The organism is Campylobacter subantarcticus LMG 24377, assembly GCF_000816305.1.
Taxonomy (GTDB): domain Bacteria; phylum Campylobacterota; class Campylobacteria; order Campylobacterales; family Campylobacteraceae; genus Campylobacter_D; species Campylobacter_D subantarcticus.
The window spans coordinates 1,574,894-1,599,372 of record NZ_CP007773.1 but is presented as its reverse complement, the minus strand read 5'-3'; the positions used below and the strand labels follow the sequence as shown (position 1 = coordinate 1,599,372).

The following is a 24,479-nucleotide window of genomic DNA, read 5'->3' as shown; positions in this document are numbered from 1 at the left end:
AATTAATAATGGAACTTATTCAACTGCTTAAAAATTGTGATTTAAAAGCCACTCCTCAAAGACTTTGTATTTTAAAAATTTTAAAACGCCATGAACACCCTAATATTGAATCTTTATATGAAAGTATTAAGGAAGAATACCCTTCTATTTCTTTAGCTACAGTGTATAAAAATTTAAATACCTTAAAAGAACAAGGTTTGGTAGTAGAAATCAACACTCCAAATCAAAAAACTTGTTATGATATTTATGAATATCCACATATTCATGTTATTTGTAGCAAATGTAATCATATTGAAGATGTGTGTTATGAAGATAGTGGGATTAATAAATATCAAGAAGAACTTGAGAAAAAAATCGGCAATATTATTGATTATCTTGGTGTGTTTGCTTATGTGAATGGTTGTAAAGCTTGTAAAAAATAAAATGGTTTGTGAAGTTCAAAGACACTTTTTACTCAAAAATGGTGACTTTATAAAAAATTTAAAAGAAGAAAAAATTATATATTCTAAGGATAAAATACGCGTTTTCTTTACGCGTATAAGTCCTTTTTGTGATGTGAAATACAAAAAAATCAATCAAGATTATTATCAATTTTCAATTTATAAATTGCATGAAATTATAGATAAAAAAACTCATAAGCTCTCTAAAAAAGAATTTAAGCGCCAAAGTAAAAATGTTATAGGGGATGTTATTAAAAAAACTAGAACTAGTTTTGAGATTAATGGCATTCGATTTTTACTTTATAAGTTTAAAAATAATCTGCAAGATTTGGTTATTTTGAAAGTTGTTTTTCCTACTTTTGAAAAAGCAAAGCAATTTAATTTACCTCACTTTTTTAAAAGCTATAAAGAGATTTCAGATAATGAAAATTTCTACAGCAAAAATTTAGCATTATATGGAGATTTTTCTAAAATTTTTGATAGTGTAAAATGTATTAAAATTTTAGACAAACAAGGAGATATTAACTTACATTTTCCAAGTCAAATTCAAAGTTTTGAAGCGGGTAAAATCTTACTTTTTGTGCTTTCAAAAAGATTAAAAAATAATAGATTAAACTTTTTACAAAAATTAAATTTTGAAAGTTTTGAGCAATTTTTTATAAGTCTTAGACAAATTTGCATTTTTTTTGAGCTTTTTAGCACTCTTTTTGAAAAAAGTATTCAAAATAAACTTCAAAATTATATTTTAAATTTAGAAAAACAAGTTTGTAATGATAAAATTTGTAAATTTGAACTAGAAAAATATATTTTTATTTTAAGCGATGAAAAAATTAATGATATTTTTCTTGATATGGATTTTATTTTAAAAAATAATTATGAAATTTATCAAGGAGAGAAAAATCAAATTTTAAAGCCTTTAATAGCTTTTAAACTAAGAAAAGAATTAGTTTTTTTAAAGAAAAAAATTGTAAAATCTCAAAGAAATCTTGAAGAAGAATTAGAAAGAATAAAATTTTTATTATGCTATTTTGCAACTATGTTTAAAGAAAAAAGTATTAGTAAGCTAAAAAATTATTTTAGACATAATCATTTAGAGCAAATTTCTTTTGATGAAAATATAATAAAACAAATTGAAAAAAGTATTAAAAAATTAAAAATATATAGTTAGGAAAAACATGCAAAAACAAGAAAAAATAGTTAAAATGTTTGATGATATAGCTCCAACTTATGATAAAGCTAATAGAATTTTAAGCTTTGGAACTGATGTGAGTTGGAGAAAAAAAGCTTGTTTAGATGTTTTTAAATTTTCTAATAATGAACTTGATATTATCGATGTAGCTTGTGGTACGGGCGATATGATTATAGAATGGCAAAATCAAGCCCTAAGAGCAAATAAAAATATCCTTAGTATAAAAGGGGTTGATCCAAGTGCAGGTATGCTTGAAGTGGCTAAGAAAAAAATTCCAAATGCTATTTTTATACAAGCAAAAGCACAAGAGCTTCCGCTTGAAAATGAAAGTGCAGATATTATAAGTATAAGTTATGGCATACGCAATGTTGTAGATAGAAAAGAAGCTATAAAAGAATTTGCAAGGGTGTTAAAAAAGGATGGGATTTTACTTGTGCTTGAATTTACCAAAAGAGAGCAGGGTGGTTTTATAGCTGCTTGTAGAGATTTTTACTTAAAAAATATTTTGCCAAAAGTGGGTGGATTTATCAGTAAAAATTATAGTGCTTATGAATATTTACCAAATTCCATTGATGATTTTTTAAGTAAAGAAGAATTTATTAAAGAACTCCGTGAGCATTTTGAAATGCTAGAGTATAAAAGCTTTAGCTTTGGTGTTTGCTCTATGTTTATTGCAAGAAAAAAATGAAAGTTTCAGAACTTAATTTAAAAGCTAAAAGTTTATTAGAATTTCATCTTGATGATATAGAGCTTAGTGGAGAAATTTCTAAGATAACTATACACGGTTCAGGACATTGGTATTTTGATTTAAAAGATGAAAAATCAAGTATAGCTTGCGTAATGTTTAAAGGCTTTAATCAATTTGTTCAAGTTAAACCTAAAGTTGGTGATATGCTTGATCTTAGAGGCTATGTGAGTTTATATGAAGCAAGCGGTAGGTATCAATTTATCGCTAAAAGTATGCAAAAAACAAGCCTTGGAGATTTAGAAGCTAAATTTTTAGCCTTAAAAGAAAAACTTGAAAAAGAAGGTTTGTTTGATGTAAATGCCAAAAAAAGCATTGTAAAATTTCCCAAAAAAATAGGCATAATCACTTCTTTTACTTCAGCTGCTTTGCAAGATATGTTAAAGCTAATTTCACAAAAAGAATACAATCTTTGCAAAATAACTATTTTTAATGCTCTCACTCAAGGACAAAGCGCTCCAAATTCTTTGATAAATGCTTTAAAAAAAGCTGATGAGTATGATTTTGATGCGATTATTTTAGCAAGAGGTGGTGGAAGTAGGGAGGATTTATTTTGTTTTAATGATGAAGAACTTGCAAGATGTATTTTTTCTTTAAAAACGCCTACTGTTTCTGCTATTGGACATGAGATTGATTATGTTATTAGTGATTTTGTAGCAGATTTAAGAGCGCCAACTCCAAGTGCGGCTATTGATATGATTTTTCCAAATAAACTCAGCTTAGAACAAGGACTTGATGAGCTTGCTATGCGTTTTAAAAGCCAAATGTTAAACCATCTTAAGTTTTATCAAAATAAAATCGATCATTTGCAAAATTTAGCCAAAGCCAAATCTTTAGAAAATGCTTTTTTTCTTAGAAAACAAAAGCTTGATTTTTTACAAAGTCAACTAAAGAGCGTTTTAAATTTAAAATTACTAAACTATGAAAACAAACTTAATAATTTTGAAGAGCTTTTAACTCAGCATAAAAATTTTTTTGATAAAAGTAAAAATTTGATAAATTTACAAAAAGATGGCAAAAATATTTCTCTTGAAAAACTAAAAAAAGGAGATATTATAAAACTTTGCTCAATAAATGAGAGTAAAGAAGCCCAAATACTATAAAAAGGAGACAAAATGAGAGTAATGAATTTTAGTGCAGGTCCTTCAAATTTGCCTGATGAGGTTTTAAAAGAAGCACAGGAGCATTTGTTTGATTATCATGGCAAAGGCTTTTCTATTATGGAAGTTTCTCACCGTGGTAAGGTTTTTGAAGAAGTGCATTTTGATGCGATTAAAATGGCTAAAGAACTTTATGGCGTAAGTGATGATTATGAAGTGCTTTTGATGCAAGGTGGAGCTAGCTTACAATTTGCTATGATACCTATGAATTTATATATGGGTGGAGTTTGTGAATTTGCTAATACAGGAGTTTGGACTAAAAAGGCTATTAAAGAGGCTGAAATTTTAGGAGTAAATACAAAAATAGTAGCAAGTAGCCAAGAAAGTGAGTTTAATCATATCCCACAATTTGAATTTAGCGATAATGCTGATTATGCATATATATGCTCAAATAATACCATTTATGGAACTCAATATAAAAGTTATCCAAAGACTAAAAGTCCTTTGATAATTGATGCTTCTAGTGATTTTTTCTCTAAAAAGATAGATTTTTCTAATATTGCTATGCTTTTTGGCGGAGTGCAAAAAAATGCAGGAATTTCAGGACTTGCTTGTGCATTTTTGCGTAAAGATATGATAGAGCGTAGTAAAAATAAAAATATACCTAGTATGTTAAAATACAGCATTTATGCTGAAAACAATTCTTTATTTAATACACCTGCAACCTTTGCTATATATATGTTTAATCTTGAAATGAAATGGCTTTTAAATCAAGGTGGCTTAGATAAAATCAATGAGCAAAACATACAAAAGGCTAAAATTTTATATGATGTGATTGATGAGAGTAATGGTTTTTATAAAGGTCATGCTAAAAAAGAAGATAGATCGCTAGTGAATGTTAGTTTTAATATAGCTCATGATAAAAACTTAGAATCAGTTTTTGTAAAAGAAGCTGAAGAAAATGGCATGATAGGCCTTAAAGGGCATAAAATTTTAGGTGGAATTCGTGCTAGTATTTATAATTCTGTCAGCATTGAAAAGGTTCAAAAGTTAAGTGAATTTATGAAAGATTTTGCTAAAAAACATGCTTGATTAGATAAAAAGAGGATTTTTATGAATAATGACAAAATAAGTATCATTGGTGCTAAGGAAAATAATCTTAAAAATATCAACCTAGAAATTCCTAAAAATAAGCTTATAGTTTTTACAGGACTTAGTGGAAGCGGTAAATCTACTTTAGCTTTTGGCACACTATATGCAGAAGGTCAACGCCGTTATATTGAGAGTTTAAGTGCTTATGCAAGACAGTTTTTAGATAAAGTAGGCAAACCAAATGTTGATAAAATAGAAGGCCTAACTCCTGCTATTGCCATTGATCAAAAAACAACTTCTAAAAATCCTCGTTCTACTGTCGGGACTATTACTGAAATTTATGACTATTTAAGACTTTTATACGCAAGAGTAGGGGTGCAACATTGTCACCAATGCGGACAAAAAATTTCATCTATGAGTGCAGCAGATATTGTGGGAGAAATTTTAAAACTTCCAAAGGGAGCGAAGATCATTATTTATGCGCCATTGATTAAAGAAAAAAAAGGAACTTTTGCAGATCTTTTAGAGAATTTAGTTGCAAAAGGCTATGTTAGAGCGCAAATTGATGGGGTTTTGACGCGTCTTGATGAGGATATTGAGCTTGCTAAAACAAAAAAACATACGATAAAGCTTGTGATAGATAGACTTGAAGTGCAAGATGATATGCTAGCAAGACTTGCAAGTGATATAGAAAAAGGACTTAGTGAGAGTTTTGGTGAAGTAGAAATTGAAGTTTTAAATAATGAAGAATTAAATATACCTAAACATTTTCATTATAGTGAACATAATGCTTGTTTTGATTGCAAAATTTCTTTTCCTTTGCTTGAGCCTTTGAGTTTTTCTTTTAATTCTCCCAAAGGTGCATGTCCAAGTTGTGATGGTCTTGGTATAAGATATACATTAGATATGAAAAAGCTTATCAATGAAGAATTAAGCTTAGAAGCAGGGGCTGTAAAGCTATTATACGGGTTTAATAAAAGTTATTATTATAAGTTTTTAATGGCCTTTTGTGAGCAAAATGATATCAGGGTAAAAATTCCATATAATGAGTTAAGTGAAGAGGAAAAGCGTTTAGTGCTTTATGGTAATGCAAAAGAAATTAATTTTTTATGGAAAAGACATCGTTTAAGCCGTAAATTTGAAGGTGCGGTTAAATATGCTTATGAAATGTTAAAAGATGAAAAAGATCTTAGTGAGTATATGAGTGAAAAAATCTGTAAAGATTGTAATGGTCATCGTTTAAGAGCTGAAAGTTTGGCTGTGAAAGTAGCGGATAAAAATTTAGGTGAAATTTTAGATATGAGTATAGAAAATACCACTGCATTTTTTTCAATAGAAGCTAATTTTGCGTATTTGAGTGAGCAAGAAAGATTGATAGCTAAGCCTATTTTTAAAGAAATTAATGAAAGATTATTTTTTCTTTATGATGTGGGACTTGGGTACTTATCTTTAGGGCGTGATGCAAGAACCATTAGCGGAGGCGAGGCGCAAAGAATTCGTATAGCATCTCAAATTGGAAGTGGCTTGAGTGGGGTGATGTATGTTTTAGATGAACCAAGCATAGGTTTGCATGAGCGAGATACTGTAAAACTTATAAAAACCCTAAGAAATCTTCAACAAAAGGGTAATACTCTAATCGTGGTTGAACATGATAAAATGACTATAGAAGAAGCAGATTTTATCGTAGATATAGGCCCAAATGCTGGTAAATTTGGTGGTGAGGTTGTATTTAGTGGGACTTATAAAGAATTGTTAAAAAGCAAAAGCCAAACCGCCCTTTATATGAGTGGTAAAAAGCAAATTACCCATCAAAAAAACAGAGAACAAAAAGATTTTATCAGCTTAAAAGATGTGAGTATTAATAATATTCAAAATTTGAGTGTAGATTTTCCACTACACAATCTTGTGGCAATTACAGGCGTTTCAGGAAGTGGTAAAAGCTCATTAATTTTACAAACTTTGCTTCCATTTGCAAAAGAAGAGCTTAACCGTGCTAAAAAAGTTAAAAAACTAAGTGGGGCTAAAATAGAAGGACTAGAAAAACTTGATAAGGTAATTTATCTTGATCAAAGTCCTATAGGAAGAACCCCGCGTTCAAATCCTGCTACTTATACAGGTGCTATGGATGAAATTCGTAATCTTTTTGCAGCTACCAAAGAAGCTAAAATGCGAGGTTATAAAGCAGGGCGTTTTTCTTTTAATGTTAAAGGCGGGAGATGTGAAAAGTGTAGTGGTGATGGAGAGATTAAAATCGAAATGCACTTTTTACCTGATGTAATGGTAACTTGTGATGTGTGTAATGGCAAAAGATACAATGATGCAACACTAGAGATCAAATACAAAGGCAAAAGCATAGCTGATGTTTTAAATATGAGTATTATTGAAGCAAGTGAATTTTTTACTTCAGTACCAAAGATAAAACAAAAGCTTGATACTTTGGTAAAAGTTGGACTTGATTATCTAACTTTAGGGCAAAATGCGACTACTTTAAGTGGTGGGGAGGCTCAGCGTATTAAGCTAGCTAAAGAGTTAAGCAGAAGCGATACGGGAAAAACTCTTTATATTTTAGATGAGCCTACAACGGGGCTTCATTTTGAAGATGTTAATAAGCTCATTGTGGTTTTGCAACATTTAGTTGATCTTGGAAATAGTGTGTTTGTGATAGAACATAATTTAGATGTGATTAAAAATGCTGATTATATCATCGATATGGGACCTGAAGGTGGGGTTAAAGGTGGTAAGGTTATAGCTAAAGGTAGCGTTGAAGAGCTTGCAAAAAATCATGAAAAAAGTGGTTCTTATACGGGGTATTATCTAAATTTAGAGCTTAAAGATAAAAATAACTATGTTTAATTTTTAAGCATAGTTTGTATTTATTTGCTATCTAGTATGTCTTTGATTTTATTTTTTTGGATCTTTCTTTCCCAAATACAACCCATATTATTACCTAAATCACAAGCTTTATCAAAGTATTTTTTAGCCCTAAAATAGCTTTTTTTTACATTAATACCATCTCGATAAATAACTCCTAATCTATTACAAGCAGTTGCATCGTTTTTATCGCAAGCTTCTTTATAAAATTTAATGGCTTTGTATTTATTTTTATAAACTTTACCTCGCCCTTCTTCATACATATAGGCCAAATCTCTACAAGTTTTTGCTTCTCCTTTATCGCAAGAATTTTTTAGATCATCTATCTTATCCGCATAAGAAACTCCAAACACTAAACCCACAAATAAAATAATTTTAAACATAATCAATCCTTTTTTAATTTTCTCAATTATATAAATTTATAATTTAAATTACAATTTATATTTTTACTTTATTTTAAAATTTAAAAGACTCTTAGCTAAATGACAATACAATTGAAATATATTAAAAGAAAAATTTAGAAATCATATTATGTAGTAAAAATATCATTGTATTTAATAAACTGTTAGATTGGTATTGCAAAGAAAGATAATTCTAAATTAAAGGGAGAAAAATTATCAAAAATTCAATCATTAGAGTCTAATATAGCTGATTTAGTCAATGGTTGGCTAAAAAGCTACAAATTGGAATATAAATTAGAACAAGAAAACTTAAATAAAGAAATAGATGATGCTTTGAGTGAGTATTCTTCTAAAAATGGTGGAAAAGGTGGAAATAGATCTGATGTTAAATTACTTTTAGAAGATAAAAATTTAAATAAATATTCTATTTTGATTGTATAAAGATAAATTAGTAAAATTAAATAGTGATAATTAAGTTGTTAATACAACATCAAAAAATGAACCAAATTATATCAATATAAAAGATTATGCCCCAAATGGAGCGATTTACTATGCAAATGTAATTTTGCATTATACAAATTATGTAGATATTATTGCGATAGAGATTACAGGCTATAAAGATGAAAGCGGAAAGTTAAAACATTTAATAGGAGTGTATTTAGTATTAAAAGATAATTTTGGAATTGGATAAGAGATTGGAAAATTTATAGATTTGTCATTTTAAAAAATGAAAATTTTACTGATTTTATAGAAAATAATGTGAAAAAACTTTCTTTTTCTTTAAGAAGAGTTAGAAAAAATTAAAGAACTAAAAGAAATAGACGCTAGTTTAGTACAATTAAATAACGATATATATAAAAACAAACAAGGACTTGGTGAAAATGATAGAGTTTATCAGTAGCAGTTTCAATTATAGCAACACTTGGAATTGCAGGAAAAGTAGCTCCTTTAAAAAAGCTGAGTTAAAATCTTTAAATGAAGAAGGTAATAGAGATAGGGATATTATTCTTAGAAAAATTGAAGCTTTTTTTAAAAGAGAAAAATAATAGAAAGAACTTTAGCAAATACACTTACGAATGAAAATATAAATAAAACAAAAAATGGAGAAAGTCAGCTAAAAAGAGTATTTTCAAAAATTATAGATAATTTAGGAATTTACTATAAAATTAGATCTACAATAGATTTTACAGAAAAACTCTTTAATGAGATGTATTCTTAGCTTGGATTTTCGCAAGATAAATTAAATGATGTTGTTTTAACACTATCTTATGTCACAATATTATTGCAAAACTAATAAGAGTCAATAGAAATTCATATGTTTGGGACTTTGCTACTAGTTCAACTGGATTTTTAGCTGTAGCTATGAATGAGATGTAAATGATGTAAAAGAAAATATAACTTCTCTAGATGAATTAAATCAAAAAATATTAACATATTGAAGTAAAATAGCTTTTAGGATTGGAAGTTTTGTCAAATGAGTATATGTTGGTTATTTTAAATATGATTTTAATGGGAGATGGAAGTTCAAATTTAATGAATAAGGATTCATTAAATTATGATGGTAGTTATGGATTTTTAGAAACAACAACAAAATTTCCTGTAGATGCATTTATATTAAATCCGCCATATTCAGCTAATGGTATGGTTTTTGTGAAAAAAACCTTATCTATGATGAAAAAAAGTTGTGCTACTATTATAATTCAAGGTTTAGCAGGCTCAGGAAAAGCTACCGGGTATAATAAAGAAATTTAAAAACAATACACTTTTAGCTAATATAAAAATGCCAACAGAATTATTTATAGGAAAATCAAGTGCTCAAATATATATGTTTTTAGAGTAGGGGAAGCCCATCAAAAAGATGATATGTGAAATTTATTGATTTTCCAAATGATGGCTTTACAAGAACAAATAGAAAAAAAGCAAGCAGTAATTTAAAAGATACTGATAAAGCCAAAGAAATATACTAATAATTAGTGTATTTAGTTTGTTTTAAAAGAATAAATTAAATATTTTTAGCGAAAAAGAATATTATGAGAGAAAAATATACCCGCAAAAAGTAGATGATTGAAGTCAATTAGCCCCTATAGATACAACTCCAACTTTAGAAGACTTTAAAAAGACTATTTCGGATTATTTAGCTTGGGAGGTATCAAATTTATTAAAAATAATTGATAAATTGGTAAAGTAAATACCCCGCCCCCACTCAATGAAAAATTAAAAAGCGTTGAGTGGGGAGAGTATAAAATAGGGGATTTTTTGAAAGCAGCAATGGAGATTTTGATATTCAAAAAAAATATATAAATGAAAAAGGAGATTATGCCATCACAGCAAGACTAACAGATTATGTAATTTTAGGAAAAAGTGATGTTTTAGTTAATACTTTTGATGAAAATACAATAACAACAGATATGTTCGGAAATGTTTTTTTAGAAATTTTAAATATAAAATGGTTGTACAAGCTAGAGTTTTTCCATTAAAACCAAAATTAAAAATAACAAAGCATCAAGAATTTTTCTTATCGACAAATTTTCATTTTTTAAATAAAAAATTTGGATGTAAAAATATGTGTTCTTGGGCAAAAATAAAAGACGAAATAATCAAGCTCCCAATAAAAATAAAGAGATAGATTTTGAATTCATGGAAAATTTATATTAGCCATTGAAAAGCTTGTAATATAAAGATATGGTTAAATACGATCAAAAAAACAAAAATACTGTAAATCATATAATCAACAATTAAAAATAAATTAAAATTTAGCATATCAGTATTTATATAGGACTTAAAATCCTATATAAATATTTATTAACCATAAATTTCACCTTTTTTATACTCATAAATACTTTGCATGTCTTTGTCACCTCTTCCTGAAAGATTTACAACTATTACACTTTTTTTCTTTAAAGTAGGACAAAGTTTTTCTAAATAAGCTAATGCATGTGAGCTTTCAATGGCAGGTATAATACCTTCTTCTTTACATAATAATTTTAAAGCATTAATACACTCATCATCACTAATAGCATGATAACTTGCTCTTTTGTTTTCTTGTAAATATGCGTGCAAAGGTCCTATCCCAGGGTAATCAAGTCCAGCAGAGATGCTAAAAGTATGAGCAATATTTCCTTTATCATCTTGTAAAACTTTAGTTTTCATACCATGGATAATACCTTCTTTGCCTTTAGTAAGTGTAGCTGCATGATAAGGTGTATCCTTTCCTAAACCTGCTGCTTCAGCACCTATGAGCTTAACTTTTTCATCTTTTAAAAATGCATGAAAAATTCCAGCAGCATTGCTACCACCTCCAGCTGCTGCTATGATGTAATCTACTTTTTTGTTTAATTTTTTAAGTTGTATTTTGCATTCTTTACCTATAATGCTTTGAAAATACGTAACAATTTGTGGATAAGGATAAGGTCCTACCGCACTTCCCACTACATAAAATACTTCTTTGGTATTTTTAACCCAAAAATTTAAAGCCTCATTTACTGCATCGCTTAAAGTTTTACTTCCGCTTTCTACCGGATGAACTTTTGCTCCTAAAAGCTCCATTTTATAGACATTTAAAGCTTGTCTTTTTACATCAATAGCTCCCATAAATATCTCACACTCAAGTCCTAAAAGCGCTGCTGCAGTAGCAGTTGCAAGCCCGTGTTGTCCTGCTCCAGTTTCTGCGATAATTTTTTTCTTATTCATTTTCTTTGCCATTAAGGTTTGAGCTATGGCATTATTGATCTTATGAGCTCCTGTGTGAGTTAAGTCTTCTCTTTTTAAATAAATTTCATGATTATAAAGCTTGCTTAAATTTTTAGCATGATATAAAGGTGTAGGCCTTCCTACATAATTAGCTAAAAGTTCTTTTAATTCTGCGTTAAAACCTTTGTCTTTTTTGAATTTTATAAAAGCTTTTTCTACTTCATCTAATGCTATTTTTACTTCATTTGACACAAATTGCCCGCCAAATTTTCCATAATATTTTTTCATAGTATTTCCTTAAAATGATTAATAATTTAAAATCAACAATGATCAACTAAAACTAAAACTAAAACTAAAACTAAAATGTAAAATGATTGAAAATGTAGTAGCAGGCTTAACGCCAAGAAAAAGAAGCTTTATTAAATGAGTATTCTAAATTTAATTTAGAAAATTTTTTCCTTTCCATAGTTTTTTCCTTTTAAAAATTGCCAAATGACTTTACATTCTAAGACAATTATTATTAAAAATTCTTTAAAATGATCGTTTAGAAAATAAATACTAAGAAAATTTGTAATGTTTGATTTTTTATATAATGATATAAGCTATATAGGGCTTTTTATAGTATGTTTTCTTTCTAGCACGCTTTTACCTATGGCAAGTGAGGCTTTTGTGCTTGCTTTTGTGAAATTAGATTTTAATGCTTATATGGTTTTATTCGTCGCAAGCTTAGGCAATACCCTGGGTAGTTTAAGTACCTATGCGTTAGCTTATTTTGGAGAGAGTCAAATTTTGGAAAAATATTTTAAAGGCTCTTTACAAAAATTAGAAAAAATCAATGCAAATTTTAAAAAATTTGGCTCTTTGTATGCTTTTTTTACTTTTTTACCCATAGTGGGAGATCTTTTTGCGTTAGGTCTTGGATTTGCTAAGTATTCTTTTTTAAAAGCAAGTATTTTTATAGCCTTGGGTAAATTAAGTCGTTATGCTTTTGTAATTTTCATAGCAAATTCCATCTGAAAGCCTTGATTTTAAAAGATTTAAAAGTCTAGTATTATCAATATTTTAAAACTTTTATAGTGTTTTTTAATTTATGATTTTTCATAGGCATTTTAGCATCTTTAGAACACCTTATCGTGCTTCCTCCAGTAAAAGCGCTATCACAAAAATCACATCTATTAAATACTCATCAAAATTTGCTAAATTTGGATCAAAAGCATATAAGTAATAGTTAATGCATCATGTATCCATGTGCCTTTTGTACCTCTTGTTTTGCTTGCATAATCAATCCAAACTCTTAAAGTCTGTACCAAAAAATCACAAAGAGGATTCTGATTTTTTAAAACATTTAAATCTTCATGTGTGAGCTTTGATATGATAAGGCATATCAAAACTTCTACCCATGATAAAAATTCTTTTACATTTTTATCAAAATCTTTAAAAAGTTTCATAGATATAGCTATGTTTGTTAAAGGTTCTATAGCGCAAATTGAAATTTCACCTGGATTTTGCATAATAAGCTCACCCATTTTCATACAAGCATTTGGGCTTATGTTTTCTAGGATGTTTATAGGTTTTATATGATCCCAAAGATGAGCAAGTTTAAACTCTTCTATGCTTTTATCTAGACTTTGTCTCCAAAAATGACCATCTTCGTACAAGGCCTCATGAGCACCTAAATGCAAAGGTATGTCTAGATTAAGCTTATTTAATAAATCCTTAGCAACGCTATAAGCGGTTAAAGCCTGTATATTCCTGCTTGAAGTGCTAATCATTTCAAGTTTGATTTCTTTCGAGGTTAAAATAAGCCCAAGGACTAAACCATCATCCTATGCCATTACCTATATCGGTATCTAAAAGCTGAAGCTATCATAGGAGCAGTTCCCTCTAAAAGTATAGAGCCAAATTCTTTTGTTAGTGCCATTTTGGTATAGCGATTTTTTGCTCTAAAAAGCTCTACACCCCATGTAGCTTTCACGCCAAAAATTCCCAAAGATGCCAAAGACATACCTACGATGATAGTTAAAATTACGATAATTTCATTTTTATTATCAAAGTAACATAAAAGCAGGAAAGGCATAAAGTATTAAAAGCAAGCAAAAGGTTCTATAAGTAATACGCCTTCCAAATTTATCATTCAAATATCCTGCTAAATGTATGATTAAAAATCTCACTAAAGAAGCGATAACAACTGCGGTTGTGGCAACTGATTTATCAAGAAGTAAAATTTTGGTTACATAGCCTACTATAAAACCTTATGCAAGATAAGACGGTCCATTTTCTCTTATTCTTATACCCACCATAGTCCAAAATGCACGACTTTTTGCCAAAAAGTTTTATCATCTTTTTTCATATGTGCTTCATTTTCATGACGAATTTTTAACATTAATTCTTTTTGTTTTTCAAAAACGGGAGTTTCTTTTACATTTAAACGCATATAGACAGCAAAAAGTGCTATAAAAATTCCCCATAAAAGGAATTCTCCATACCCATTCTTTAAAACTAGTATCATCTATACTTGTAACTAAAAGCCACACAAAAGCCGCAAGTAAGGTTCCGTTATTTGATCCAAGAGTGATGATAGAAGAGATTAAACCTCTATGTTTGCTAGGAGCATACTCTCCAAGTATGACAGTTTCACCTGAAAGTTCAGCACCTATCCAAAGCCTTGTATAAAACGCAAAATAACTAAACATATAGAAGCCCAAATTCCAATTACCGCATAGCTTGGTATAAAACCAATTAAAGTAGTTGAAATACCCATTAATGCAACAGTACTCATTAATACATTTTTTCTTCCATACTTATCACCTAAGTATCCAAAAAATAAAGCCTCAATAGGTCTGGCAATAAAACCTATACCATAAGTAACAAAACTAAGCAATAATGCTATAATAGGAGTTTGCTCAGGAAAGAAAACTTTCGAAAAAACAGTAGCCGCAGCTAAGCCATAAAGTGCAAAATCTGCATACTCCATGGCAGTTCTTAGCCAACATGAAAACACAGCTTTTTTAAAAGCTTTTTTTCTTGTGGAGTTTGAAATTTTTTTCCACGATTAATTTTGTTTGCAAGATTAAACCTTTATTTGGAATTTCAAAATGATAATTTTATCTAAAATGCTTAAAATGAAATTTAATATTTTTTACCGACTTTTAAATAAATTTGGGCGATAATTATTATTAATTTTAATTATAGGAAAAAAATGAAAACATTAACGATAATTGATACTTTTGGTTTTTTCTTTAGACTTTTTTACGCTTTAAAGGGTTTAAAAAATTCAAAAGGCGAACCTAGTAACATGATTAGTGGTTTTGCGAATTTTGTTTATAGCTTAAAAAGTGAACATCCAAGCGATATGATCATCTTTGCTCTTGATAGCAAAGGAAAAACTTTTAGAAGCGAAATTGATCCAAATTATAAAATCAACCGCACACCCCCTCCGTCTGACTTGCTCGCTCAAATTCCAATTTGTATTCAGATGATAGAAAAAATGGGCTTTTCAAGCTTTTCTTGTGAAGGCTATGAAGCTGATGATATTATTGCTTCTTTGGTTAAAGAGTGCAAAGACAAGAATATCTTTGTTAGAATTATCACCCAAGATAAAGATTTGTATCAGCTTATAAAAGATGGTAAAGTTGGCATTTATAGTCCTATTTCAAAAAATGATTATAATGAAGCAGGATGTTTGGAAAAATACGGAGTAAAGCCTAGTCAGATAAGAGATTTTCTCGCACTTTGTGGCGATAGCTCAGATAATATCCCAGGAGTTAAAGGAATTGGTGCTAAAGGAGCTAAAAACCTACTTGATGAATTTGAAAGCATTGAAGGAATTTATGAAAATTTAATATTGGTGCGCAATGAAAGAAGTCGTAATTTATTGCTTGAAGGCAAAGAAAATGCTTTTTTGAGTAAAAAACTTGCTTCATTGTATGAAGACTTAGATGTGAAAAATATGCTTTTAAATTGTGAGTATCCAAAAGATGAACCTTTGCTTAAGATCATGGATATTTTAGAGCATTATGAGTTAAATGCTTTATTGAAAAAATTACGCACCAATCCAGAGCATAAAGATAAAAATTTAGGATTTAACGCGAGATTAGTTTTAGATGAAAATGAATTGTTTGAAATTTTAGAAAAAATTGATGAACAAAGCATAATCGCTTTTGATACAGAAACAACAGGTTTAAATACCAAAGAAGCTAAGATAGTAGGATTTAGCTTTTGTTTTCATGAGAGTGAAGCCTTTTATGTGCCACTTGCACATGATTATTTAGGAGTTTGCAAGCAAATTTCTATGCAAGCAGCTAAAAAGGGCATAGAAAAAATTTATTATAGTACGGTTATAGGTCATAACCTTAAATATGATTTTGAAATCATAAAAAACAATTTTAATTTGCTTCCTCCAAAAAAATACGCTGATACCATGATACTTGCATGGCTTAAAGAACCAAGTTTGCGGGTAAATATGGATGATTTGGCAAAAAGATTGTTTGACTATGAGACTTTGCATTTTGAAGATTTAGTGAAAAAAGGAGAAAGCTTTGCAGGAGTAGATGTAGAAAAAGCCTGCAAATACGCCGCTGAAGATGCTTATATTACTTTAAGATTTTATTTGTACTTTTTACATAATTTAGAGCAACCTTTATTTGAACTTGCTCAAAAAAGTGAATTTGAATTTATCAAGGTGCTTATTATGATGGAAAATAACGGCATCAAGCTTGATATTCAAAAACTTGAAAGTTTAATGCAAAGTTTTAATCAAGATATTAAAATGTTAAGTGAAAAAATATACGAGTTAGCAGGTGAAAAATTTAATATTAACTCTCCTAAACAAGTAGGAGATATTTTGTTTGAAAAATTAAAGTTGCCAAGTGGAAAAAAAAGCAAAACAGGACATTCCACTGATGAAAAAGTTTTAAATACTATTTTAGACGAACATTTGATTGTGAAAGAAATTTTGGCATATAGAGAGCTTGCAAAGCTTGTTTCTACTTACTGTGAACCTTTGTTGAAATTAGCTAAAAAAGATAAAAATTCAAGGATATACTCAAGCTTTTTGCAAACAGGTACAGCTACGGGACGTCTTTCATCTAAAGATCCAAATTTGCAAAATATTCCTGCGCATGGTCAGTATGCAAAAGATTATAAATCGTGTTTTGTGGCAAAAGAGGGTTTTAGCTTTATTTCGCTAGATTATTCTCAAATTGAACTGAGAATGTTGGCACATTTTAGTGAAGATGAGAAATTGCTTGAAGCGTTTTTAAATGATGAAGATATCCATGCAAAAACTGCGATTATGATTTTTGGACATAGTGATTATGAGACAAGAAGTATTGCCAAGAGTATTAATTTTGGTTTAATTTATGGCATGGGTTATAAGACTTTGAGTCAGAATTTAAAAATAGAAGCAAAATTAGCCAGAGAATATATTGAAAAATATTTTGAAAATTTTACCAGCATTAAGATGTATTTTGAAAAAGTAAAAAACGAAGCCAAGCAAAATGGTTTCATAAAGACTTTACTTGGACGTAAGCGTTATTTTGACTTTGAAAATGCAAAGCCGATGCATGTTGCAATGTATGAAAGAGAGAGTATTAACTCTACACTTCAAGGTTCTGCTGCCGATATAATAAAACTAGCAATGATAGAAATTGCAAAAGATTTAGATGAGAATAAGCGTTTGATTTTACAAATTCATGATGAACTTGTTTTTGAAGTCAAAGATGAACTTTGCGAGGAATTTGCGAAAAAGGCTAGTGATATTATGGAAAATATTGTAAAATTAAAAGTCAAATTAAAAACTTCATCAAGTATTGCCAAAAATTGGGGCGCATTAAAATAAGGAGAATAACTAATGGATCTTTCAACCATACTTGGGATGGTATTAGCTGTTGTTAGTATTTCTGTAGGGGATATATTAGAGGGTGGTAACCCTTTGCATGTTTTACACTTAGCATCTTTTATTATTGTGGTGCCTACAGCAGCTTTTTGTGCAATGACTTCTACACATAAAAAAATTGTTAAAGGTGCATATAAGGAATTAAAGGTAGTTTTTAAAGGTTCTGGGGTAAATTTAAGTCAAAGAATAGCTGAGCTTGTAGAATACTCTATCATAGCAAGAAGAGATGGGCTTTTGGCTTTAGAGTCAAAAACTAATGAAATTGACAGTGAATTTTTAAAAGAAGCTATGATGATGATGGTAGATGGTAAGAGTGTAGAAGAGATTAAAGAAAGCATGGAAATCCAAATAGAAGAAATGGAAGAGTATTATAAAGAATGTGCAGAATATTGGATACGCTTTGGTGAGACTTGTCCTACTATGGGGCTTGTTGGAGCTGTTTTTGGACTGATTTTAGCGCTTAAATTGCTTGATGATCCACAAGCTATGGCAGCAGGTATTTCAGGAGCTTTTACAGCAACAGTAACGGGAATTTTTGGAGCTTATGCTTTATTTGGACCTTGGGGTAATAAAATGAAAGCTAATTCACATGATTTGATCAAGGAAAGAATAGTAATTTCTCATGCTATTGTAAGTATTGCAGAAGGAGCTAATCCTAGAGATTTAGAGGCTAAATTGTTTAATTATCTTGGACAAGGCGAGCCTAGAATTTCTCAGTTTGATAAGTAAGAGCTAAAAATGGGTAAAAAACATAAATGTCCAGAATGTCCAGCAGGAGAAAAATGGGCGGTGCCTTATGCAGACTTTTTAAGTTTGCTTTTGGCGCTTTTTATTGCTCTTTGGGCAATTTCTGAAAGCAATCCTGCTAAAACTGAAGCTTTAAAAACTGAGTTTGTTAAAATTTTTGAATTTACTGCTTCTAATCCTTTGGAAAAAGAAAGTGAAGTGCATAATAAATACAGTGCACCATCTAATGCAAATGTTGAAGAGCTTGAAAAGCTTAAAAAATTAAGTATCACTCAACAAGAAAATATAGAAAAATTAAAAGCGGCATTAGATCAAAGGGAAAATAATATCGTTTTAAATTTGCCTGCAAGGGTTGAATTTACTAGAGGTAGTACACAAATTGATTCAGCTGACGTGCAAGATTTTCTAAAACGTATTAGTGAAGTTTTAAAAAGAATGCCTGCGCAAGCTCAAATAGAACTTAGAGGTTATACTGATGCAAGTGATAAAGATCCTAAAAGAAATTTTGATTTGGCAAGCAAAAGAGCTCAGGTTGTGGCTGATTATTTGATTGCTAGAGGGATTAATCCAGCCCAGCTTATAGTGGTTAGTTTTGGTGAAAATTATCCTTTAAGTACAAACAAAGAAGATGGGATAAATAATAGGGTTGAATTTTATATCCGAGTAGATTCTTCGGATAATCAAACTAGAAAGTCTGTATTAGATCAAATTGGTGCTTTTAAATAACAAATAAGTTTTTCTTATTTGTTATTTTCTCCACCAAAGTGAAGTAGCGCAGAACCCCAAGTAAATCCACCGCCAAAAGCATCAAGCAGTATCAGCGAACCTTGTTTTAAACGACCTTGTTCATAAGCATCATTCATAGCCATAGGGATTGAAGCAGCTGAAGTATTGCCGTAATTTTGCACGGTAACTACACATTGTTCATCTTTAAAATTAAGCTTTTCTTGTACAGCTTTAATGATTCTTAGATTGGCTTGGTGTGGTATAAAAAGATCAATTTCTTCGCTTTTGATATTGTTCTTAGCAAGAATATCGATCACATCATTACTTAAGGTATTGACTGCGATTTTAAATACTTCATTACCTTTCATTTGCATTGAAAGTGGAGAGCAAATACTACTTTTTTGGGCTCTTTGTGTCATTAATAAATCGCCAAATTCTCCATCACTAGCAGTATGAGTGTCTATAATAGGAAAATTATCATCTAATGATACAACTCCAGCCCCAGCTCCATCACCAAATAAAACACATATACTTCTATCGGTATAATCCATAATAGAGCTAATTTTTTCAGCTCCTATGATTAGTACATTTTTTTTAGCACCGCTTTCAACCATGGATTTTGCAAGTTCAAGTAAGTAGATAAAACCCGAGCAAGCTGCTGAAATATCAAAAGCAGTGATATTCTTTAGACCAAGATTATGGGCAATTTTACATGCAGTTGATGGCATGGTAAAATAATCTGGACTTAAAGTAGCAACAATAATTGCATCGATATCTTCAGGGTTTAAATTTGCCCTTTGAATAGCTTTAATAGCTGCTTTGGTGCCAAGATCACTTGTGTTTTCATTTTCACTTGCGATACGTCTTTCTTTGATACCTGTTCTTCTTAATATCCATTCATCACTAGTTTGCACCATAGATTCTAAATCATGGTTACTAAGAATTCTTTCTGGGATATAAGAAGCTATACTTTTTAAGGAAGCTTTAGTTGATTTCATAATTAGAAAGTTCTTTTTCTATGGTTTGATTTATATTTGATTGTGTGAAATTTAATGCTTGAAAAATTGCATTTTTAATAGCTTTTGGTCCACTTTTACCATGGCTAATGATAACACATTCTTTAACGCCCAAAAGCGGTGCTCCGCCGTACTCTTCATAATCAATATGTGTTTTTAGCTCATTAAAAGCTGGTTTTGCTAAAAGGTAGCCAAGTTTAGCTAAAAATGATTTTTGAATTTCCTGCTTTAAAAGTTTGGTAATAACACTTGCAACTCCCTCGCCTGTTTTTAGCAAAATATTTCCGTTAAAACCATCACATACTAATACATCAATAGTACCATTAAAGATATCTCTACCTTCAGCATTTCCTACAAAATTTGGAAGTTGTTTTAAAAGTTGGTGAGTTTCTTTAGTAAGTTCATTGCCTTTGCATTCTTCTTCACCATTTGAAAGTAATGCAACTCTAGGTTTAGCTATATTTAGAATTTCTTTCGCATAAGCCTCACCCATAATGGCAAATTGGAATAAATGCTCACTTTTGCAATCTACATTTGCACCCACATCTAAGACAAGTGTTCTTGAATGAATATTTGGCATTAAAGTTGCAATTGCTGGTCTAGCGATGTTTGCCAATCTACCTAGTCTTAATGTAGCTAAACTCATCGTAGCGCCACTATGTCCAGCAGAAACTACAGCTTTTGCCTTTTGATTTTTTACTAAATCTATGGCTTTATAAATAGTACTATCTTTTCTTTTTAATGCATCTGTGGAATTTTCTTCCATGGCAAATACATCAAAAGCTTCTTCGTATTCTATGTATGATTTTAAATCTTGAGGGATTAAGGTTTCAAGTTTTTGAGGATCTCCCACTAAGATAGCTTTAAATTCTCTTTCTCTTAGAGCTTGAATTACGCCTTCTATGATAGGTTTTTCCCCAAAATCTCCACCCATTGCATCAATAGCAATGCTTGTCATCGTTTTTAGTATTCCTTAGTTACTGGATTTACACGATGAGGCATTTTGTAGCTACCATCTTTGTCTTTAATAGGCATAGGTAAGGTAACTTTGTAATGAGTTCTGCGTTTTGCTGCACGAGTTTTACTCACTCTTCTCTTAGGTACTGCCATTTTTTACTCCTTTATTAATTTGAACATTTATTACAATAAAAATAATCACTCAAATAAGACTGTAACTCGCTAGTAGCAAGTTCTATTAAATCAATATGCGAATCAAAAAATTCCATCGTGTCGCTTAAAGTGTTATTTTCATCTTTAAAAATTCCATCACTTGCAAAAAGCTCTATGTTTTGATTGATTTCAAGCTCTATTTCATCGCCACATCGATCACAATTTCTATAAGCAAATCCTTTAAAATTAGCTTCTATTTTTGCTAGTTTTGGATTGACTTTTTTGATGGTTCCTTCAAAAACTATATTATCAAGATCTAGCTTAAAAGGATAAACCACAGAGCTGAGTTTTGCAAATGCGATTTTCATTATAAAATTTCAGTTTTTGAAAAGAAAAATTCTATTTCAATTTTAGCATTTTCTAAGCTATCGCTTCCATGAACCGCGTTTGCATCAATACTATCTGCAAAGTCTGCTCTAATAGTACCAGGAGCCGCTTCTTTTGGATTTGTAGCACCCATTAATTCTCTGTTTTTTAATACAGCATTTTCGCCTTCTAAAACAGAAACCACAACCGGACCACTGATCATAAATTCTACTAAATCTTTAAAAAATGGTCTTTCTTTATGAACTGCATAAAATTCTTGTGCTTCTTTTTCTGAAAGTTGCACTTTTTTTGTTGCTGCTATTCTTAGACCATTGTTTTCAAAGCGTGATAAAATTTGACCAATAACGCCTTTTTTTACCGCATCAGGTTTAATAATAGAAAGTGTTTTTTCCAAAATCGTCCCCTTAATTTTAATAAGTTTTATGTTTATAAAAGAGCTAATTATATCAAAAAATGCTTTAAAATTATATAAAATTTAGTGTTTATAAAAGAAGTTGTAAGTATCTTAAAAAAGATACTTACATAAAATATAGATTAAGCAAATACTGGAGTTGATCCGTCTCTTAAGTCGCTTCCGATACTGTCACGGCTTGGTTGTCCGCTAGCAACTTCACTCCACACAATACAACCATCAGTTGGACATGCGCTTGCACAGGCTGGTTGATCATTGTGACCTACACATTCTACACATTTATCAGCATAAACATAATATCTATCTTCACCCTCTGGATTGTTTGCATCATCAACGATCGCACTTACTGGGCATTCATCTATACAAGAACCACATGCTATACAAATATCAGTAATTTTAACTGCCATTTTTTACTCCTTAATTTAATATTTAATGTAAGATTATCAAAATTGTGTTAATTTTATTCTTAAAATCGCTTAATTTTGATAATAAAAATAGTTTCTGGATAATTTTACACAATTAATATGTTTTTAAATTTATAAATGATATTATTTTCTTATAAATAAAATTTATTAATTAGGAGAAAGAATATGATAGTTACTAAAAAAGCTATTGATTTTACAGCGCCAGCTGTACTAGGAAATAATGAAATAGTTGGAGATTTTAATCTTTATAAAAATATAGGTCCAAAAGGTGCGGTGGTCTTTTTCTATCCAAAAGATTTTACTTTTGTTTGCCCATCTGAGATTATTGCTTTTGATAAAAGATATCAAGATTTTAAAGATAGAGGTATTGAAGTAATCGGCGTATCTTGCGATAATGAATTTTCTCACTTTGCATGGAAAAATATGCCAGTAAATCAAGGTGGTATAGGTCAAGTTAAATTCCCTTTAGTAGCTGACTTAACAAAACAAATTGCTAGAAATTTTGATGTATTATTTGAAGAAGCAGTGGCTTTAAGAGGATCTTTCTTGCTTGATGCTGATGGAACAATTCGCCATGCAGTGATCAATGACTTACCACTTGGAAGAAATATTGATGAAATGATCAGAATGGTTGATACTATGTTATTTACTAATGAACATGGTGAAGTTTGTCCTGCAGGTTGGAATAAAGGCGATGAAGGTATGAAAGCAGACCCTAAAGGTGTTGCAGATTATCTAAGCAAAAACGAAGGTAAACTATAATTTTATAGCAGTGAAGTCTTGTTTCACTGCTATTTTTTCAAAAACTTCTACATCTATCACTTTATTTTACATTTTTTTAAAAAATATTTTGTTTTTATGAATTTTTGAATTATTATTATATTTTTTTGGATAGAATTATTAACGCAAACAATAATAAAATTTAAGGAAAATAAATGCTTTTTAAAAATAATTTTATTAGTGTAAAAAATAAACTTTCTTATATTACTGGGATTATAGTGGCTTTAGCTTTGTTTATAGTAACAGCAATGGCTTTTTATTCGAGCAGAGAAAATCTTATTGCAAATAGTAAAAATGCAAATAAAGATTATTTATTGGTGACTACCGCTCAAGTGGAAACTTATATTGAAACTTATATTGATATTTTGTTATCTATAAAGAAATATATAGATGTATTACCAAGACACCAAACAGAAAATTTTGATAAATTAGAGGAATATTTTGCTAAGGATTTAAAAGTATTTAAAGATGGATCAAATACTTTGGCAGTTTATCTTGGTTTTCCTGATGGAACTATGCTTGTTAGTGATACAGAATCAGATAAAAAAGGAATACCCTTTAGAAAAAGAGGTGGAGGTATAAGTCATTATGATGATCCTCAATACAATGTAACTACACGGGATTGGTATAAAGGTGCATTAAAAAATAAAGGTATTTTTGTCAGTGATGTGTATGAAGATTCAGTAACAAAACTTCCTAGTTTTACTTATTCTGTTCCTATTGAAAAAGATGGTAAACTCATAGCTGTTTTGGGTATTGACTTGCTTTTGACATCACTGCAAAAAACATTTGAAAAATTGCCAGGAAATGTATTTGTTTTTGATTATACCAGTTCAATACCTTTTGCATCCAATGATAAGTCTTTAATATTAAAATCATATCCAAATATTGATGAGATTAAAAGTCATCATAAAATAATAGGTGATTATAATACTTTTGAATACACTGAAGTAAATAGTAAAGAAAAAAGATTTGGTATTTGTGCAAATATTAATAATTCAAATGCTCATGTTAGCTATGTAGCTTGTGCAATTCAAAAACAAGATGATTTAGAAGAATTAGTTATTAAGGATATGTTCTATCAAATTGTAATATCCATGGTAATTTTGATTTTATCGTGTTTTATTATTTATTTTATTTCATCAAGATTATTATCACCTTTACAAGCAATCCAAAAAGGCATCAACTCCTTCTTTGATTTTATCAATCATAAAACCAAAGATTCAGCTATGATTGATGTAAAAAGTAATGATGAACTTGGTGCTATGGCTAAAGCCATTAATGAAAACATCACTAAGACTAAAAATGCATTAGAACAAGATGCTAAAGCTGTAGAACAATCAGTAGATACAGCTAAAGAAATAGAAAGTGGCAATTTAATGGTGAGAATTACTGCAAATCCTGCTAATCCTCAACTTATAGAATTAAAAAATGTTTTAAATGATATGCTAA

19 protein-coding genes and 4 pseudogenes are annotated in these 24,479 nt (G+C 29.8%); 13 read left to right on the top strand and 10 right to left on the bottom strand.

Features of this window, described 5'->3' with window-relative positions; translation table 11 throughout:
* Positions 1–8 precede the first annotated feature (8 nt).
* The 6 genes from perR to uvrA are packed head-to-tail and all read left to right on the top strand — an operon-like array spanning position 9 to position 7,419.
* On the top strand, positions 9–422 hold the full coding sequence (gene perR, locus CSUB8523_RS08185; protein WP_043020178.1) for a peroxide-responsive transcriptional repressor PerR: 414 nt from the start codon (positions 9–11) through the stop codon (positions 420–422).
* Position 423: 1 nt separating this feature from the next.
* The gene (locus CSUB8523_RS08180) at positions 424–1,608 is read left to right on the top strand and encodes a CYTH domain-containing protein (protein ID WP_148308439.1); all 1,185 of its coding nucleotides are present in this window, start codon (positions 424–426) and stop codon (positions 1,606–1,608) included.
* Between the two features lie 7 nt (positions 1,609–1,615).
* Positions 1,616–2,317, top strand: a complete 702-nt coding sequence (gene ubiE, locus CSUB8523_RS08175) for a bifunctional demethylmenaquinone methyltransferase/2-methoxy-6-polyprenyl-1,4-benzoquinol methylase UbiE (RefSeq protein ID WP_043020176.1) — start codon at positions 1,616–1,618, stop codon at positions 2,315–2,317.
* Entirely contained in the window at positions 2,314–3,477 is a 1,164-nt protein-coding gene (xseA, locus tag CSUB8523_RS08170; protein WP_043020175.1) for an exodeoxyribonuclease VII large subunit, read from the top strand. Before ubiE ends, xseA begins: the two co-directional genes overlap by 4 nt.
* Positions 3,478–3,489: 12 nt before the next feature.
* Positions 3,490–4,566 carry a phosphoserine transaminase gene (serC, locus tag CSUB8523_RS08165; RefSeq protein WP_043020174.1) on the top strand — a complete coding sequence of 359 codons (1,077 nt, stop codon included), beginning with the start codon at positions 3,490–3,492 and terminating at the stop codon, positions 4,564–4,566.
* A gap of 21 nt (positions 4,567–4,587) precedes the next feature.
* Complete coding sequence (gene uvrA, locus CSUB8523_RS08160) at positions 4,588–7,419, top strand: excinuclease ABC subunit UvrA (protein ID WP_043020173.1); 2,832 nt, start codon at positions 4,588–4,590, stop codon at positions 7,417–7,419.
* A gap of 20 nt (positions 7,420–7,439) precedes the next feature.
* On the opposite strand, the gene CSUB8523_RS08155 is transcribed toward uvrA, so the two are convergent.
* Positions 7,440–7,820, bottom strand: a complete 381-nt coding sequence (locus CSUB8523_RS08155) for a TPR repeat protein, Sel1 subfamily (RefSeq protein ID WP_052243009.1) — start codon at positions 7,818–7,820, stop codon at positions 7,440–7,442.
* Between the two features lie 192 nt (positions 7,821–8,012).
* Here CSUB8523_RS08155 and CSUB8523_RS08150 point away from each other — a divergent pair.
* Positions 8,013–10,026 (top strand): annotated as a pseudogene (locus CSUB8523_RS08150) (N-6 DNA methylase).
* Between the two features lie 614 nt (positions 10,027–10,640).
* Here the strand turns inward: CSUB8523_RS08150 and trpB are convergent.
* Positions 10,641–11,816, bottom strand: coding sequence for a tryptophan synthase subunit beta (trpB, locus tag CSUB8523_RS08145; protein ID WP_043020172.1), 1,176 nt, complete (start codon positions 11,814–11,816; stop codon positions 10,641–10,643).
* Between the two features lie 285 nt (positions 11,817–12,101).
* Between trpB and CSUB8523_RS08140 the strand changes: the two genes are divergently transcribed.
* Complete coding sequence (locus tag CSUB8523_RS08140; protein WP_043020171.1) at positions 12,102–12,545, top strand: YqaA family protein; 444 nt, start codon at positions 12,102–12,104, stop codon at positions 12,543–12,545.
* Here the strand turns inward: CSUB8523_RS08140 and CSUB8523_RS08135 are convergent.
* Positions 12,501–13,370: pseudogene (locus tag CSUB8523_RS08135) on the bottom strand (nucleoside hydrolase). The gene CSUB8523_RS08140 and the pseudogene CSUB8523_RS08135 overlap by 45 nt on opposite strands.
* Positions 13,369–14,585: pseudogene (locus CSUB8523_RS08130) on the bottom strand (MFS transporter); the annotation flags it as partial. The pseudogenes CSUB8523_RS08135 and CSUB8523_RS08130, both read right to left, overlap by 2 nt.
* Positions 14,586–14,727: 142 nt before the next feature.
* Here CSUB8523_RS08130 and polA point away from each other — a divergent pair.
* The 3 genes from polA to motB are packed head-to-tail and all read left to right on the top strand — an operon-like array spanning position 14,728 to position 18,897.
* Complete coding sequence (gene polA, locus CSUB8523_RS08125; protein ID WP_043020170.1) at positions 14,728–17,367, top strand: DNA polymerase I; 2,640 nt, start codon at positions 14,728–14,730, stop codon at positions 17,365–17,367.
* A gap of 12 nt (positions 17,368–17,379) precedes the next feature.
* A complete protein-coding gene (motA, locus tag CSUB8523_RS08120) occupies positions 17,380–18,153 on the top strand; it encodes a flagellar motor stator protein MotA (protein ID WP_039664511.1) in 774 nt (257 codons plus the stop codon).
* Positions 18,154–18,162: 9 nt separating this feature from the next.
* Positions 18,163–18,897, top strand: a complete 735-nt coding sequence (motB, locus tag CSUB8523_RS08115; RefSeq protein WP_039664510.1) for a flagellar motor protein MotB — start codon at positions 18,163–18,165, stop codon at positions 18,895–18,897.
* 14 nt (positions 18,898–18,911) lie between these two features.
* Here motB and CSUB8523_RS08110 read toward each other — a convergent pair whose 3' ends face one another.
* The 6 genes from CSUB8523_RS08110 to CSUB8523_RS08085 form a co-directional block, all read right to left on the bottom strand.
* Positions 18,912–19,895 (bottom strand): beta-ketoacyl-ACP synthase III, encoded by a 984-nt coding sequence (locus CSUB8523_RS08110; RefSeq protein ID WP_043020169.1) that lies wholly within the window; start codon positions 19,893–19,895, stop codon positions 18,912–18,914.
* On the bottom strand, positions 19,882–20,871 hold the full coding sequence (gene plsX, locus CSUB8523_RS08105; RefSeq protein ID WP_043020168.1) for a phosphate acyltransferase PlsX: 990 nt from the start codon (positions 20,869–20,871) through the stop codon (positions 19,882–19,884). Before plsX ends, CSUB8523_RS08110 begins: the two co-directional genes overlap by 14 nt.
* A 5-nt stretch (positions 20,872–20,876) precedes the next feature.
* Positions 20,877–21,023: a 50S ribosomal protein L32 gene (gene rpmF, locus CSUB8523_RS08100; RefSeq protein WP_012662034.1), complete on the bottom strand. Its 147-nt coding sequence runs from the start codon at positions 21,021–21,023 to the stop codon at positions 20,877–20,879.
* Between the two features lie 14 nt (positions 21,024–21,037).
* The gene (locus CSUB8523_RS08095) at positions 21,038–21,391 is read right to left on the bottom strand and encodes a DUF177 domain-containing protein (RefSeq protein WP_039664507.1); all 354 of its coding nucleotides are present in this window, start codon (positions 21,389–21,391) and stop codon (positions 21,038–21,040) included.
* On the bottom strand, positions 21,391–21,804 hold the full coding sequence (gene ndk, locus CSUB8523_RS08090) for a nucleoside-diphosphate kinase (protein WP_039664506.1): 414 nt from the start codon (positions 21,802–21,804) through the stop codon (positions 21,391–21,393). Before ndk ends, CSUB8523_RS08095 begins: the two co-directional genes overlap by 1 nt.
* Before the next feature lie 140 nt (positions 21,805–21,944).
* Positions 21,945–22,229 carry a ferredoxin, 4Fe-4S gene (locus tag CSUB8523_RS08085; RefSeq protein ID WP_043020167.1) on the bottom strand — a complete coding sequence of 95 codons (285 nt, stop codon included), beginning with the start codon at positions 22,227–22,229 and terminating at the stop codon, positions 21,945–21,947.
* 183 nt (positions 22,230–22,412) lie between these two features.
* Here CSUB8523_RS08085 and CSUB8523_RS08080 point away from each other — a divergent pair, with 183 nt between their 5' ends.
* Entirely contained in the window at positions 22,413–23,009 is a 597-nt protein-coding gene (locus CSUB8523_RS08080) for a peroxiredoxin (protein ID WP_039664504.1), read from the top strand.
* A 173-nt stretch (positions 23,010–23,182) separates the two neighbouring features.
* A pseudogene (locus tag CSUB8523_RS10725) lies at positions 23,183–23,833 on the top strand (cache domain-containing protein); the annotation flags it as partial.
* Positions 23,834–24,479 lie beyond the last annotated feature (646 nt).